The sequence below is a fragment of the Ruegeria sp. CF8 genome (genome assembly GCF_056537285.1).
In genome coordinates this window covers 314,060-329,161 of the sequence record NZ_JBQFRG010000002.1, presented here as the reverse complement: position 1 = coordinate 329,161, position 15,102 = coordinate 314,060, and the positions used below count along the sequence as shown (strand labels likewise).

Annotated in this window: 14 protein-coding genes and 2 pseudogenes; 4 read left to right on the top strand and 12 right to left on the bottom strand. The window is 53.2% G+C overall.

From position 1 onward, the window contains the following. Positions 1-1,303: 1,303 nt before the first annotated feature. The 7 genes from ACR0EV_RS06155 to ACR0EV_RS06125 all read right to left on the bottom strand — a co-directional run bounded on the left by ACR0EV_RS06155 (position 1,304) and on the right by ACR0EV_RS06125 (position 8,280). Entirely contained in the window at positions 1,304-2,596 is a 1,293-nt protein-coding gene (locus tag ACR0EV_RS06155; protein WP_475197110.1) for a TRAP transporter large permease, read from the bottom strand. After that, positions 2,593-3,207, bottom strand: coding sequence for a TRAP transporter small permease (locus ACR0EV_RS06150; protein ID WP_480799274.1), 615 nt, complete (start codon positions 3,205-3,207; stop codon positions 2,593-2,595). Before ACR0EV_RS06150 ends, ACR0EV_RS06155 begins: the two co-directional genes overlap by 4 nt. An 85-nt stretch (positions 3,208-3,292) precedes the next feature. Further along, complete coding sequence (dctP, locus tag ACR0EV_RS06145; RefSeq protein ID WP_480799273.1) at positions 3,293-4,297, bottom strand: TRAP transporter substrate-binding protein DctP; 1,005 nt, start codon at positions 4,295-4,297, stop codon at positions 3,293-3,295. A gap of 204 nt (positions 4,298-4,501) precedes the next feature. Then, on the bottom strand, positions 4,502-4,981 hold the full coding sequence (locus tag ACR0EV_RS06140; protein ID WP_480799272.1) for a thioesterase family protein: 480 nt from the start codon (positions 4,979-4,981) through the stop codon (positions 4,502-4,504). Then, positions 4,978-6,009 carry a histone deacetylase family protein gene (locus ACR0EV_RS06135; RefSeq protein WP_480799271.1) on the bottom strand — a complete coding sequence of 344 codons (1,032 nt, stop codon included), beginning with the start codon at positions 6,007-6,009 and terminating at the stop codon, positions 4,978-4,980. Before ACR0EV_RS06135 ends, ACR0EV_RS06140 begins: the two co-directional genes overlap by 4 nt. Before the next feature lie 3 nt (positions 6,010-6,012). After that, positions 6,013-6,942 carry a 3,5-dioxohexanoate:acetyl-CoA acetone transferase gene (kce, locus tag ACR0EV_RS06130; RefSeq protein ID WP_480799270.1) on the bottom strand — a complete coding sequence of 310 codons (930 nt, stop codon included), beginning with the start codon at positions 6,940-6,942 and terminating at the stop codon, positions 6,013-6,015. Between the two features lie 3 nt (positions 6,943-6,945). Further along, a complete protein-coding gene (locus ACR0EV_RS06125; protein ID WP_480799269.1) occupies positions 6,946-8,280 on the bottom strand; it encodes an aminotransferase family protein in 1,335 nt (444 codons plus the stop codon). A 109-nt stretch (positions 8,281-8,389) separates the two neighbouring features. Between ACR0EV_RS06125 and ACR0EV_RS06120 the strand changes: the two genes are divergently transcribed. The 4 genes and pseudogenes from ACR0EV_RS06120 to ACR0EV_RS06105 form a co-directional block, all read left to right on the top strand. After that, positions 8,390-9,397 (top strand): LysR family transcriptional regulator, encoded by a 1,008-nt coding sequence (locus ACR0EV_RS06120; RefSeq protein ID WP_480799268.1) that lies wholly within the window; start codon positions 8,390-8,392, stop codon positions 9,395-9,397. Then, the gene (locus tag ACR0EV_RS06115; protein WP_480799267.1) at positions 9,394-10,224 is read left to right on the top strand and encodes a carbon-nitrogen hydrolase family protein; all 831 of its coding nucleotides are present in this window, start codon (positions 9,394-9,396) and stop codon (positions 10,222-10,224) included. The genes ACR0EV_RS06120 and ACR0EV_RS06115 overlap by 4 nt, the downstream gene beginning before the upstream one ends. 51 nt (positions 10,225-10,275) lie before the next feature. After that, a complete protein-coding gene (locus ACR0EV_RS06110) occupies positions 10,276-10,515 on the top strand; it encodes a hypothetical protein (RefSeq protein WP_480799266.1) in 240 nt (79 codons plus the stop codon). A gap of 15 nt (positions 10,516-10,530) precedes the next feature. Beyond that, a pseudogene (locus tag ACR0EV_RS06105) lies at positions 10,531-10,755 on the top strand (GNAT family N-acetyltransferase); the annotation flags it as partial. 438 nt (positions 10,756-11,193) lie between these two features. Here the strand turns inward: ACR0EV_RS06105 and ACR0EV_RS06100 are convergent. From ACR0EV_RS06100 to dctP (ACR0EV_RS06080), 5 genes and pseudogenes are all read right to left on the bottom strand, one after another. Next, positions 11,194-11,280: pseudogene (locus tag ACR0EV_RS06100) on the bottom strand (integrase); the annotation flags it as partial. A gap of 286 nt (positions 11,281-11,566) precedes the next feature. Beyond that, positions 11,567-11,977: a universal stress protein gene (locus ACR0EV_RS06095; protein WP_480799265.1), complete on the bottom strand. Its 411-nt coding sequence runs from the start codon at positions 11,975-11,977 to the stop codon at positions 11,567-11,569. Between the two features lie 141 nt (positions 11,978-12,118). After that, positions 12,119-13,411 (bottom strand): TRAP transporter large permease, encoded by a 1,293-nt coding sequence (locus ACR0EV_RS06090; protein ID WP_480799264.1) that lies wholly within the window; start codon positions 13,409-13,411, stop codon positions 12,119-12,121. After that, entirely contained in the window at positions 13,408-14,022 is a 615-nt protein-coding gene (locus tag ACR0EV_RS06085; RefSeq protein ID WP_480799263.1) for a TRAP transporter small permease, read from the bottom strand. Before ACR0EV_RS06085 ends, ACR0EV_RS06090 begins: the two co-directional genes overlap by 4 nt. 71 nt (positions 14,023-14,093) lie before the next feature. Further along, a complete protein-coding gene (gene dctP / locus ACR0EV_RS06080; RefSeq protein WP_480799577.1) occupies positions 14,094-15,083 on the bottom strand; it encodes a TRAP transporter substrate-binding protein DctP in 990 nt (329 codons plus the stop codon). Positions 15,084-15,102: the final 19 nt, after the last annotated feature.

The following is a 15,102-nucleotide window of genomic DNA, read 5'->3' as shown; positions in this document are numbered from 1 at the left end:
GGGTCTTGTTTCCAAAGCCTTCACTTCGCAGGCCGGAGTTATGCAATCGCATTCATTAGCTGCGATCGCCAATAGTAATTGGTAAGAGCGTGGAAGCGGACGTTCGAGGGAAAAGAGCGAGCAATTGAAAGCGCCCAGCTGTCGGGGCGGAAAGCAGAAGTTCGCTGCAGGGGCCAACCCGACATACTTCAATTTAAAAGGCCGACATGGGCAACGTGGTAAGTTATGTCGCAATTTGCTATTTACCCGCGCTGCCAGTGTTCCAAAGTGTTGTGCTATCTGGCGTTTGGACTGCCAGTATCTTGCTTTTGAGTGCCGCCATGGCAATCTTCGATGTTAAAAAAAGGTGGCTTGCTTCGGTCATCCGATACTCTTTTAGAAGATTTGATTGCGCGGCTTGCCGAGGTGGAGTTTCTAAACACGGGCATAGCTTAGCGAGTGTCGGATGGTCGGGCGAGATCAAGGCTCCTTACGAATGCATCGACATTCATGGTCAAGTTAACGATTCCGAAATGGAAACAGGCCTCCTAAGCCGTCCAGATAAGATCTTTCAACCCAAAATGACACTATGGCGAAGTACGCGATCTCAACGGAAACGGAGAAGGATGGTGACTTGAACCCGACAATCGCAAGCCAGGCGAAGATCGGTGGCAGCTAAATTATCGTCAGTCTCACCAACGATTGTTTGCCACTAATGAAGTAGGACCGCCTTGACGCGATGAGGGCGGCTGTCGTGAATCATCCGAATAAAGACAACTCCCCAGACTTCTTCGAACGTTCGAAGCTGGCCAATCGGTTGTGACAGCATCAATCGGTTTTGCTGTGGGTGAAAAAGGCAAGTTCAGCCAAGGTTTTCATGCTGGTGACTGTTTGGGGGCTAGAGCAAACCTCCAAAGGGATCGCCTGACACGATAAATGTGACACGTGTGAGGTCGATTACAACCTTTTCTATAGTTTGCGACACAGCCTTGGTATGCAGTATTTGCAAAGCGAGTATGCGAGAATTCTTGGTAGTCAGAACGAAAATGGCCTCATAATTACTTGGGGTAAATGAAGCTCCTGATTAGGATCAAAGCAATGGCAAAAGAATATAGAGACGCGCTCAGCCTCTTGAGCTTGGTCGTTGTAACCGCGTCGCTGATCGGTCTGCATTCCTGGTTGTATGTTCAGTAAGTCAAACGCGGCCGCGTTTGGTCTAAAGTATGCAGAATGATTGATTTGGAATAGGTTGGTCATATGACCATCCGGTAACGTAAAATGCGCCCGGAATTCGGGCGCATTTTACTGTTCACGGCCGGTTCTCTTATCGGCTGAGCAGCAGATCCGGCAGCCACAGAGCAAGCTCAGGAATGAACGTGGTCAACATCAGCGTCGGCAGCCAAGCGAACACTATGAAGACCAGAGTCGGCCACAGCATCTTGGACACCGGCGTGTCGCAGATCTGAGCCCCAAGATAGAGTAGTGGTGCTGTGGGCGGGGTTATGTTGGCCATCCCAAGGTTTACGCCGATGATTGCGGCAAAATGAATCGGATCAACTCCGACACTTTGGGCGATAGGCAGCAGGATCGGCGTCGCCAACAGCAAGCCTGAGATGTCGTCCATCAGCATCCCGATTAAGATCATCACGAAGTTGATCATCAAAAGGATGATGATTGGGTTGTCTGAAACCGAGTAAACCATGTCCTTGGCCAGTTGCGGAGCGCCCTGCGAGATCAGGTTGTCCGACACGATCAGAACCATAAAAATCATGACCATTACCACACCAATGGTCACGCCTGAGTTCTGGATCGTTTGCGCAAGGGTTTTCCAAGTCAAGCCGCGATAGAAGTAGATCGCAACCGGGATCGCATAGCAAACCGCGATGCCGGCAGCCTCGGTTGGGGTCATGATACCGCCATAAATACCACCAAGAATGATAAGCGGCATCATTAGCGCAGGTCCGGCCAGACGGCCCTGACCCAAGAGAGCAGGCATAAACGGATCGGGACGATCAGACAGTTTTATATCGTCATACTTCCGTAACATGAACTGGTTGGTAATGATCAGAAGCGTGATCAGAATAATCGCGGGGATGACCGTAGACAGGAAACATTTTAGTACGTGTTGTTGTGCTACCCAGCCATAAAGGATGTGCGATGAACTGGGTGGGATCAAAAGGCCCAGAGGGCTTGCCGACACGATAAGCGCTGCGGACTGTCCTTTCGGATAATTCGCCTTCTTAAGGTGCGGCATCATGATCCCGCCGATGCAGGTCAGAGTCGCATTCGCACTGCCCGAAATCGAGCCGAATACCCCACAGGCCAGCACGGATGCCGCGTTCAGACCGCCTTTGATGTGACCGATGAACATCTCGGCCAGCGCCACCAGCGGCGCCGCAATCCGGCCTTTCTCCATAATGCCTCCGGCAATCATGAAGAGAGGAATTGCCAACAGCACCAAAGAGCGGATCCCAGTTGCACCGGTCGGTAGGTAACCCGTAATGGATTGATCCCCAACCAGCGCAATAAAGATCAGAACGGCTCCAAACGCCACATAGACGCTGACGCCCAGCAAGAGCATCAGACAGACAATAATAAGACTTCCGCCGATAATCATTTCGCGGCTCCTTTAAGGGTTTCGGACCGCAAAGGAAGCCCGAGCCCCTTTCGGATATGCACGTAAAGATATGCCGCGGTGAACATCGCCATGAAGCCAAATGCGCACATGATCGCGATACGCCAGGTGACAAACGGAATGCGCAACACCGGTGTCGACCTCAACCGTGGGAACGAGAAGTCGTCAAGCAGCGATACATAGCAGGCCCAAACCAGAAAGAGGATCACGATAAGCTCAACTAGCAAAACAATGAAGCCGCGCCACCAGATGAGCCGGGGGTTTTGAATCACGATGCCAAGGATGTCTGCGTTGATGTGCAGGTTCCGCGCAGATGCCAGAACCGCTCCGGCGAAGAAGCCCACGATGGAGAAGGCCAATAGCCATTCCTCATAGGCAAAAAGATCGCCGCTAAATCCATATCTGATCACGACGACTGCACCAAACGTGAAAGCCATCAAGAAGCCACAAGCCATCACTATTTGCCGCATGACAAATGCAATGGCTTTCATGGGATACCCGATGATAGGTGGAAGTTCGTCCGTGATTTTCTGCGGTTTATCAGCGTCGTCGTCGCCGACATATGTCGTCATGTCATCTTTCTCAATCGACATGCCTGTCCCCCCGCTTTTTTCTTTTTTAGAGAGTAAATAGCGAAAGGGCCGGCAGAGATGCCGGCCCGATTGATTGTGCTAACTATCAGTTTTTGCTGGCCAGCAGGCGGTCGATCACATCCTGGCCAACGCTCTGGGCCATCATGGGCCAGATGTTTTCCTGGATATGTGCGGCCATGGCGGCTTGCTCTTCATCACTCAGGCTTAGGATGGTGTAGCCTTTGTCGATCAGCTTCTGTCCAAAAGCCGCGTCATTGTCGCGGTTATACTGGAAGAAGTCGTCTGACGCCTTAGTCATCGCGGTCTGCAGAGCGGCGCGCTGTTCGTCGTTCAACTTGTCCAGAGTACGCTGCGACGCGTAGAACGTGGTCAGCTCCGAGATCGAGTTGTACTCGACAAAGTGCGTACCAACATCCGACTGGGCGAAGATCGAGTAGGTTGCCGTCTTGGTACAGCAGATTGCACCATCAACGATACCGGACTGGATCGCGGGGAAGATATCACCCCATGCCATGGTCGTGGCCTGGAATCCAAGCGCTTCCACCATGGCTTTCACGGCGGGCGACGACCAAACACGAATGTTCATGCCTTTGTCGTCGAAGTTGTTCCAGTTGGTCGGTTCCTGCGTGGCCACGATGCCTACAAACCCTTCGGGATTCTGGGCCATTACGCGCACACCGTACTCGTCTGTGATTTCCTGCAAGATTTTATTATACTCGGAATCCATGTTGCGCATGATGTTGTCCATGTCGTCCCAGCCACCTACGAGGAACGGCATCGACAGGAATTCCAGACGCGGGTCAGTGTCGGCATAGATAAATGCCGCCGCCAGATCGATGTTACCACGTGCTACATCTTCAAAGAGCGCCTCGCCCGACCCAAGCTGGTTGGCCGGAAAAACTTCAATTGTCAGGCCGACATCCGCCGCTGCGACATCTGCGGCGACCTGCTCCATCATCTTGGTGCCCTGATGGTCGATCGGGAACACACCGGCAAAGCGCAGCTTCATGTCTTCTGCCAACGCGGCGGTGGACATCAGCGCGCTCACTGCGCCAAGCATCAGGCCCTTGGTAACATTTTTGAGGTTCATCTTAACTTTCTCCCTGTTTGCGGTTTTTCTTTCGTTTGGTATCTTTTGCTTACCGCTGCAAATTGTTGCGTTGGTCAGACTATGCGATCAGTTGTTGCAGTGCAATTTCATAAAAAGCTTGTTTCAGTTTTGATCGGTCTCCTCTCTGTTTCGGATTGTTTTGGGGCTGCCTTTTCTTTTAACTACGGCTCAAAGCGCGATCTATCATCGTCGTGTTAAACCGATAGGCCGACCTATTTGAGCGGGGCGCTCGATTGGTTCGTGTTCAGCCACTAGGGTGGCAATGCGGGTCTGAATTTCTGGTCGGTAAGGGGTAGAGCGGCGGGTGCAGTGATCGACATTTATGAGAACCTGCTCCATTACGCAGACAGTTGTTTGATCTTTCACTTTTTTCATCGATCCGGCGATATGCAGGCGTTTTTTATCGGCATCCAACATTAGAAACTGGCAGAAAAACTCTTCACCTGCCAAAAGCTCACCTAGGTAGTGGACGTGGTTTTGGAGCGAAAACGGCCCGGCCTTGAAAGCTATTGCGTAACTTGGGCCAATACCAAGCCGTTGATCCAGCAAAACATCTAAAGCCTCGTCAAAGGCCATAACGTAAAAAGCCAGATTCATATGGCCGTTATAGTCAATCCATTCGTCCGGTACTCGACGGTTTTCTGATGTTACTCCGTTTGTCATTCCACGTCGCCCTCGAAGCCCTGCAGGAATGCATGTAAATTGTCGCCCAACTTATCACAAAGATAACCTCCTTCCTGCACTATCACGGTGGGTAGATTCAGCGCTGAGAGCATCTTTGCCATTTCGGAAAATCCAGGTGTTGAGACGGCAAGACCTCCGAATGGGTCCCCTTCGAAAGCATCGAGACCGAGCGCGATGACGATGGCGCCAGGTGCAAAGCTCCTGACATGTGTCAAACCGCTCGACAGCCCTTTCATAAAGCCGTCATCGCCGGTACCGCGAGGGAGCGGAATGTTCAAATTATAACCATGACCTGCGCCTTCGCCGACCTCATGAGCGTGGCCCCAGAAAAACGGATAGAACCGCGCCGGGTCCGCGTGGATTGACAGGGTGAACACGTCGTTGCGTTCGTAAAAGATGCCTTGCGTTCCGTTGCCGTGGTGCAGGTCAACATCGATGATCGCCACTCTGTCGTGGGTTTGCCGCAAGAATTGAGCAGCGATAGCGCTGTTGTTGAGATAACAGAAACCGCCGGCTAGATCGCTGAAGCAATGATGGCCTGGCGGCCGGCAGAGCGCATAAGCTACATTGTCCCCGTCCAATACTGCTTGGGTTGCGCTCACGGCGCAGTTTGCGGACCAACGCGCTGCCTCCCAGGTGTGTGCGCCGATGGGGCAGGACATGTCAGTGACATGGAATCCAGCCTGGCCAACTGCCGACAAGGGATAGCTGGCCGTGCGGCGATCCGGGTGGATGTTCGGGAATATCTCGGGCGTGGCGTCGGGAATGCGTGCCCACCGCTCATAAACGGTGGAAAGGAACTTCAGGTAGGCCGGGGTGTGCACCGCTGCGATCGGAGCTAGGCCATGATCAGTCGGCGCGTACACCGCGTGACCGCCTGCCGTGACGCCTGCAAGCAGGCGCTCCAACCGCTCAGGTTTTTCGGGGTTGGGTTGCATCACACCGTTTACCAGAAACCCGCTAGGATTATGCTGGCCTTGCCGTTCCTGATCAGAAAAGACTTTCATGTGTCAGAACCCCACCTTATCTGCTCCTTTGAGACCGAGCATCACGCGCGTCTCATCAGGTGTAGCGATCTCGTATCCCAGTTCTTCCAGAACGGACCGAATTTTAGTGACCTGTTGGGCGTTGCTAGTTGCAAGCTGCCCGCGCCCGATCATCAGGCTGTCTTCAAGACCTACACGAACATGCCCGCCTAGTATGGCGCTCATCGCGCCCAGTGGCATCTGCTGTCGCCCAGCGGCAAGTGCCGAAAACTCATAGGCGTCGCCCAACAGGCGATCAGCCGTTTCCTTCAAATACATCAGACTGTGTGGGCTGGCATCGATCCCGCCCAATACACCCATTACAAATTGCAAAAAGACCGGCGGTACAATGCGGTTTTGTTTCAGATAGAAGGCGAGCGTCTGAATGTGCCCCACATCGTAGCATTCACATTCAAACCGCGCTCCACTGGCATCGCCCAGCATTCGAAACACGGTTTCTATGTCATGAAACGTATTCTTGAACACAGTGTCGCGCGTGTTCTCCAGAAAGGTCTCTTCCCAATCATGGGTCCAATCGGAATAGCGGTCCTTCATCGGGAAGAGGCCGAAATTGATGGAGCCCATGTTGAGCGAACACATCTCTGGCGCCAGTTCTACAGGGGCCGAAAGCCGTTGTTCCACACTCATCTGTGAGCTGCCACCCGTGGTCAAGTTAATAACGGCATCACTCGCGTCCTTGATCCTTGGCAGGAACTGGCGAAAGACTTTGATATCCGCGCTTGGGCGGCCGGTGTCCGGGTCGCGCGCATGCAGATGTAAAACAGATGCACCGGCTTCCGCTGCCTCGATTGCAGACTTGGCGATTTCGTCGGGCGAAACAGGCAGATGTGGGCTCATGCTCGGCGTGTGAATCGAGCCCGTCACAGCGCAAGTCAAGATAATCTTTTGCGTCATGTGTCAGACCCCCAATGCGCATTCACGGGCGAAGTCCCGGAGACTGCCGTCAAGTATATTCAGGATTTCGTTGATCTGCGGTTCGGTGACGATCAAAGGCGGGCAAATCAGGAAATGATCGCCCTTTATACCGCCGCGGGTGCGGCGCGAATAAGTGATCAGGTTGCGCTCGTAGCAGATTTCCACGAAGCGTTCATAGGCGTTCAGGTCCTTGGGCAACGTTGACATGGTGTCCCGATCCGAAACCATTTCAAAGGCGGTTAGCAGGCCTTTTCCGCGTATATCACCGATAAACGGGTAACGCGTCATGAGGTCCATGAGCCCCGCCATCAACACGTCGCCCATGATGCGGGCATTGGTCATCAGGTCCAGCCGGTCGATCTCGTTCAGAACCGCCAATCCGGCGCTGCAAGCAAGCGGGTTTCCGGCATAAGTGTGGCCGTGGGCAAATCCGCCGCCGTCCAGCACTGTTTCGACCATCTGATCATCGGCAATCATGGCCCCCAACGGTGCATAACCCGCACCAAACCCTTTGGACAGAGCCACAAGGTCTGGGCGGATGTTCCAGTGCTCCGATGCTAAGAACGTACCAGTGCGTCCAACACCTGACATGACTTCATCCATGATCAGCAAGACGCCAAACTCGTCGCAGATCTCACGCACCCGACCGTAATAGCTGTCGGGCGCAACTAGCGCGCCGGTGGATGCACCGCCCACCGGTTCCATGGCAAAGGCCAGAACTGTGTCAGGCCCCTGGGCAATGATCTCATCCCTGAGCATCTCGGCATACTTCAGACCACGGTCGTGGTCGGACAGGTTATCGCGGTCCAAATAGCAAGTGGGCGCAGGAATTTTCGGCATTTCCTTGAAAAGCGGCCCAAACGCGTTTGTAAGCGGCCCGTATCCGGTAATTGCCAGCGCGCCCAAGGTAGAACCGTGATAGGATGGAAAGCGCGAAATGACTTTCCACCGACTGGCTTGCCCCCCAGCAACCGCCCATTGCCGCGCGAACTTCACGCAGGATTCCATGGCCTCGGACCCGCCCGAAACAAAAAAGACCTTGTCCAAGCCTTCCGGTGTGCGATCTGCAATCGCTGTGGCCAGGTTCTCGGCTGGGGCGTTTTCAAAATGTAAACGATAGGCAAAGGTTGCGCTGTCCATCTGCGCTTTCATCGCAGCCAGAACATTAGGGTTTGAATGGCCGATATTACTGACCATCGCCCCGGACGAACCATCAATATAACGCTGGCCGTTCTTGCCCCAAATATAGATTCCTTCTGCGCGATCAACCTCGGGGCGGCGTGCGCGACTTTGATAGAAAAGGTTCGATGCCTTCACGGTTCTTCTTCTTTGACAGGTGTGGCGTTGCAGGAGCGATACCCAACCTTGTGTTGGATTCTATTATACGGCAAATAGATAATGAGAATTAAGCATATTGATGGGATCAATGGACAACGCCACTGAACAGGACAAGTTGATCAGAGAGTTGGATTGGAATCTGCTGCGCACCTTTATGGTCATTGTTCAGGAAGGCAGCATCACACTGGCCGCCAAGCGACTGATGCGGCGACAACCTTCCGTCAGCCAGGCACTGAAACGTCTTGAGACAAGGCTTGGAATGCCTCTTATTGATCGCAGCCCATCGCATTTCCGCATCACTCCGGCCGGGCAGAAGCTGTACCAGGAATGTTTGGACATGTTCGGCAGTCTGGCGCGGGCGATCCAGAGCGCACAGGGTACAGAAGATATCGTGACGGGCACAGTCAAGCTTGCTCTTCTAAGCCGGATTGAAAGCGAGTTTTTTGATGCGATATTGGCAGATTTTCATCGCCAATTTCCCGAAGTCAGCTTTGATGTCGAGGTTATGTCCAGCAAAGCCGTCAGGCAGGCGGTTCTTGAAAAATCAGCGACACTTGGCGTTTGCTTGGTCCACGACACGCACCCGAGTCTGCAGCATGAGGTTCTTTATCGTTCTTACTTTGGGTTTTACTGTGGTCCGAGCCATCCATTGTTCGGGCAACATGATCTGAAACTCGACGACCTGCGAGACCATTCGTCGGTTTCATTTCGGACAGACCAGCTTTGGGATGCGTTGCGTCCGGTGGCATTGCTACGAGCGCAGCACAAGCTCGACAACAAGGTGATCGGCTACACATCTGATCTGGGTGAGGCACAGCGGATGATAGGCGCGGGACTCGGGTTCGGTCCGCTGCCTGTTCACGTTGCCGAACGCTTCGTCAATCGCAGTGAACTGTGGCGTTTGCCGCCATACGAAAACACCTTGGCAATTGATATTCATATCGTGCACCACAAAAGCGCACGCCTGAACCGGGCGGAAAAAGCACTGCTAGAAATGTTTCGAAGCCGGCTTGCATCGGTGCCACTTGAACAGCGCAGTTACCATCCAGCCGAAACAATCCGGCCAAAGGTTCAAGAGGGGAAAGCCAAAAAATGATTTCAAATGACACTCTGTCCCTGCTGGCCTGCCAGATCGAAATCCCCGCCACCGAGAGCGCTGCCGCGCGAGACAGACATCTTGCGGAAAGCGCTGCGAAAGTGCGCGATCAGCTCAGCCGCCGGAACGTGGACCTGGTGGTTCTTCCTGAGCTATCCAGTATCGACTATTCGCGCTCGGCCTTCGACCGGCTCAATGAGATTGCGGAACCCCTGGAAGGAGCTTCTTTTGAAACATGGCGCGAGATCGCCAAGGAATTCGGTGTCCATGTCTCTTACAGTTTTGCGCGTCGGGGGACATCGGGTACGCATATTTCAGTTGCTGTCGTCAACCCGGACGGTGCGCTGGACGGCCATTACGACAAGCTTCACCTCTGCCACTATGGCGCTTCAATGGAGAAAAAGTATTTTGACGCCGGGAATCACATATTCACGTTTGAAATCAATGGTTTAAAGATTTCACCGATCATATGTTATGACATTCGTGTTCCCGAGCTTGCACGCACCCTGACCCTAAAGCACGACGTCGATCTCATTCTGCATTGCGGGGCCTATTATCGCGATGAGTCCTTCGAAACCTGGCACAATTTCGCCATGTCACGCGCGATGGAAAACCAGATCTTCTTCCTTTCCATTAACCGGGCCGGGGAAAACTGGGGCAATTCGATCTTTTGCTGGCCTTGGATGGATGAAAATACTCTGCCGGTGCGGTTTGCCGAGACAACTGAGGATTTTCGCTACGTGACCTTAGGTAAGAGCCAACTCTTGCAGGCAAGAGAAAGCTACACATTCCTCGACGACCGACTTGCGGATTACGATTCACTCTGAAGGGTCGGACGGCCTTCTGTTGGCGGTAGCGAAACATAGGTAAGGTTTCGAATGACACAGGTTACTATTGCTGGGGTGACGCTCGACAAAATACGCGATCTGGATTTTGCACTAAGGGCGTTGTCGTCTGAAATGGGCGACAGACATGTCGCGAGTGTCGACATTCTGAAAGCGGCCTTCGCAGTTGACCATCCGCCCTTCAACGCGTTGCTCGCTCACAGTGATAACGAAGTCGTCGGTGCACTTGTTTGGACCCCATTGTTTTCAGCCACCAGGGGGGGTGGCGGCTAATTTGTAAGTGATCTTTGGGTTTCCTCTTCGGCGAGAGGGCAAGGTATTGGCAGCAGACTGCTGTCTCGCGCGGTTTTCGATGCGGACAAATCTTCTGGCGCATGTTTTGTTGAACTGGCGGTCCATCGCACCAACCCCTCTGCCTTATCCTTTTACACCCATATCGGATTTAAGGAAAAAACCAACATGTCGGCCATGATCCTTGAAGGCGCTTTTTTACAGCGTTTCAAGAAGCTCTGAACGTCAGTGGTGACGAAACCATTATCGTGCTCAAGTACTCGAACTTTCTCAATCCAGGTATTAGTAGCCTATAAGGCGACGATAGTGCGTTTGGAGCGATGGCGAGAAATTCAGCTGCCATATCTGAATCAAAAGTATCGCAAGGTCAGTCGGGCAAAGAATCGATACTGTTTTAGGTTAGTGCGTCGATGCTTTAGTGGAATTCTGATTTTGGAGAACTGAACTGCAACCACCATTTTCTGGTCCTAGGTATGGCTTTATCCGAAGTGGTCATTGATGCGCGTACCATCATTGACTGTTTTGTCCGCAAAGTATCACTTCGAACAGGTTCTGGCTCTGCGCCTACAGTGGACGGCAGGTTCGACGGGTCGTGTCGCAGCATCACCAACTGATAGCCAGCTGAAGCAACGACCCGCCGACGAAAGCGGTCAGTAGTGGTCAAATTTCAGTGGCCTCTGCTATTGCCAGTGCATCCTCAGGCTCAACACCGAGATACCGAACAGTACTGTCCATCTTTGTATGCCCATGTTCCAAGCTGGGCGAAGCGCGCGAATGGCAGGTAACTTTGGTGTTTCCATAACTGATCATCCGATCCGCCATTCCCGCCTACAACGACAATCCGGCGTTGACGAGAGAGGATATCACAGGATGCCGCGCCGCCTCTGAGGTCCGCATCAAGCCCTACCTGCCAAATTCTGCAAAGTGAAATTCTGGTAGGTACGCCACCGAAGCAGAGCTTGGTCACGGTGGGGCGTGCTACTCACATCAGTTTTCACAGGATAAAGTGACCGGCCTGCTACAGGAGCCAGCGTTACAGACGGAGTACATGCACCGAACACTGAGCGTGTCTCACGACGAGAGCGGCTGTTGACCCTAAAAAGAACTCTTTCATCCCAGGTTTGTGCGAAGCAAGGACGATACAGTCGATGCCATGTTTGTTCGCGTATTCGGTGATTGCCCGACCTGCCGATTGGCTCTCCAGCAGGACAGAAGATACCTCGGCCTCATTTTTTAGGCGTTCGGCCAAGCGCGCCTTTGCTTTTTGGAGAGACTTTTCTGCGATCCCTTCATCCATATAGTACATTATCTGTCTGTTAGGGGGTTCATGGATATGTGCGGCGGTGATTGTTCCGCCTTCGGATACAAGGGCGTGTGCCGCCGCGAGTGCGTGTTCACTGATACCGTGTTCAAGTGACAGTGCCACTAGGATATTTTGGTACATTTCAAACCTCCGAATTTAGGTTTTCAGATATCTGCTGCTAACTGGCCTCTCCCTATTCGTCTTCGAGAGGGCGCTCAGGCACCCCAGCCGTAAGAATGGGCTGCGTGCTGTTTCGTCCTAGGCTTTTTCGCTTCCCCGTCTTTATCTGCTGAGCAGGAGATCCGGCAGGAAGAGGGCCAACTCCGGCACAAAAGTTGTCAGCATCAGCGTCGGAAGCCAGGCGAAGACTATGAAGATCAAAGTCGGCCATAGCATGCGCGATACCGGCTCATCACAAACCTGAGCACCGAGATAAAGTAGTGGCGCGGTTGGTGGGGTGATGTTCGCCATACCCAGATTTACTCCAATCACGGCTGCAAAATGGATCGGATCCATGCCAGTGCTCTGAGCGATGGGCAGCAGGATTGGTGTTGCCAAAAGCAAACCGGAGATATCATCCATGAGCATTCCGATCAGGATCATTACGACGTTGATCATCAGAAGTATGACGACCGGATTGTCGGAAACGGAATAGACCAAATCCTTGGCCAACTGAGGTGCACCCTGCGAGATCAGGTTGTCCGACACGATCAGCACCATGAAGATCATGACCATGACCACGCCAATCGTAACACCGGAGTTCTGGATGGTATGAGCCAGTGTTTTCCAAGTCAGGCCACGGTAGAAGTAGATCGCGATCGGGATCGAGTAGACCACTGCGATACCCGCAGCCTCGGTTGGCGTCATTATGCCGCCATAGATCCCGCCCAGAATGATCAGCGGCATCATAAGCGCAGGCCCGGCCAAACGTGCCTGTACTCCGAATGTCGGCAGGAACGGTTTAGGCCGCTCCGTCAGGTTGATGTCGTCATATTTCCGCAGCATGAACTGGTTAACGACGATCAAAAGCGTGATCAGGATGATCGCCGGAATGACCGTGGACAAGAAGCACTTTAGTACGTGCTGCTGTGCGACCCAGCCATAGAGTATGTGCGACGAGCTCGGTGGGATCAACAGGCCCAAGGGGCTGGCCGCCACGATCAGTGCCGCGGATTGCCCACCCGGATAGTTGGCCTTTTTCAGATGAGGCATCATGATGCCACCAATACAGGTCAGCGTCGCGTTCGCGCTGCCGGAAATGGAGCCGAACACACCGCAGGCCAACACCCCCGCGGCGCTCAATCCTCCTTTAACGTGGCCAATGAACATTTCAGCCAGAGAGACTAGAGGGGCCGCGATTTTACCTTTCTCCATGATGCCCCCGGCGATCATGAACAGCGGGATTGCCAGAAGTACAAGTGAGCGGATACCTGTAGAACCGGTGGGCAAGTAGCCGGTGATGGATTGATCTCCGACGAGCGCGATGAAAATCAAAACCGATCCGAATGCTACATAAACGCTGACACCCAACAGTAGCATAAAGCAGACAATAAGAAGACTTCCTCCAATAATCATTGGGCTTCTCCTTTTTGCATTTCTGATCTCAAAGGAAGCCCAAGCCCCTTGCGGATGTGCACGTACAAATATGCCGCCGTGAACGTCGCCATGAGGCCAAAGGCAATCATGATCGCAATCCGCCAGGTCACAAACGGAATGCGCAGCACCGGGGTCGCGCGCAGCCGAGGGAATGAGAAGTCATCTAGCAGCGAGACATAACAGGCGTACATGAGGAATAGGATTACCAACACCTCAACAGTCAGGACGACAAAGCCGCGCCACCAAATCAACCGAGGATTTTGGATCACGATGCCAAGAATGTCCGCGTTGATGTGCAGGTTGCGGGCAGAGGCCAGAACAGCACCTGCAAAAAAGCCGATGATGCTAATGCCCAAAAGCCATTCTTCGTAGGCAAACAGATCACCGCCAAATCCATACCGGATGACAACAACTGCCCCAAATGTGAAAGCCATCAGGAAACCGGCAAACATAACGATCTGCCTCATAGCAAAAGCCACTGCTTTCAGCGGATACCCAATAATGACTGGCAACTCGTCGGTGATTTTTTGCGAGCTCTTCTTTTCTGCACTTTCGACGACCAGCGGACGCTCAGCTTCAGTGCTAGACATCTTTCTCCCTCCCTTTTGTTGAGCTAGAGACGAAAAAGGGCCAACTGACTAGCTGGCCCTTTTCTCAGTGTTTATTGCTGATCTTTTGCTGCCAGCAGGCGGTCGATGATGTCCTGACCGACGTTTTGTGCCATCGCGGGCCAGACCGTTTCCTGGACATGAGCGGCCATCGCTGCTTGTTCTTCGTCGCTCAGGCGCAAGATGGTATAACCTTTGTCGAGCAATTTCTGGCCGAACACTTCGTCATTCTCACGGTTGTAGGCGAAGAAGTCTTCGGACGCCTTGGACATTGCGGCTTGCAGCACGGCGCGCTGTTCGTCGTTTAGCTTGTCGAGTGTCCGCTGCGACGCGTAGAAAGTTGTCAGCTCTGAGATCGAATTGTATTCGACAAAATGGGTTCCAACGTCCGACTTGGCGAAGATCGAGTAGGTCGCGGTTTTGGTGCAGCAGATTGCTCCATCGACAATGCCGGCCTGAAGTGCGGGGAAAATGTCACCCCATGCCATGGTGGTCGCCTGGTAACCCAGTTCTTCCACCATCGACTTCACGACGCTGGATGACCAAACTCGTATGTTCATGCCCTTGTCGTCAAAAGTATTCCAGTTCTCGGGCTCTTGCGACGAAACGATGCCAATGAACCCTTCCGGATTCTGCGCCATTACGCGCACGCCATATTCGTCGGTTATCTCTTGAAGGATGGTGTTGAACTCGGAATCCATGTTCAGAAGCGTGCTCTCCATGTCATCCCAGCCGCCCAGTAGGAACGGCATTGACAGGAATTCCAGGCGTGGATCGGTATCGGCATAGATGAACGCCGATGCCAGGTCGATATTGCCGCGTGCAACATCTTCGAACAGCGCCTCACCCGAACCCAGTTGGTTTGCTGGAAAGACTTCGATCTTCAGGCCGACGTCTGCTGCGGCGACATCCGCTGCGACCTGCTCCATCATTTTCGTGCCCTGATGGTCAATCGGGAACACGCCGGCGAAGCGCAGTGTCATGTCTTCCGCTGCAGCGGTCGTTGAGAGTGTGGTTACAGCAAGCAAAACAGCGCCACCCATCGCGCCGAGGGCGCGGCGG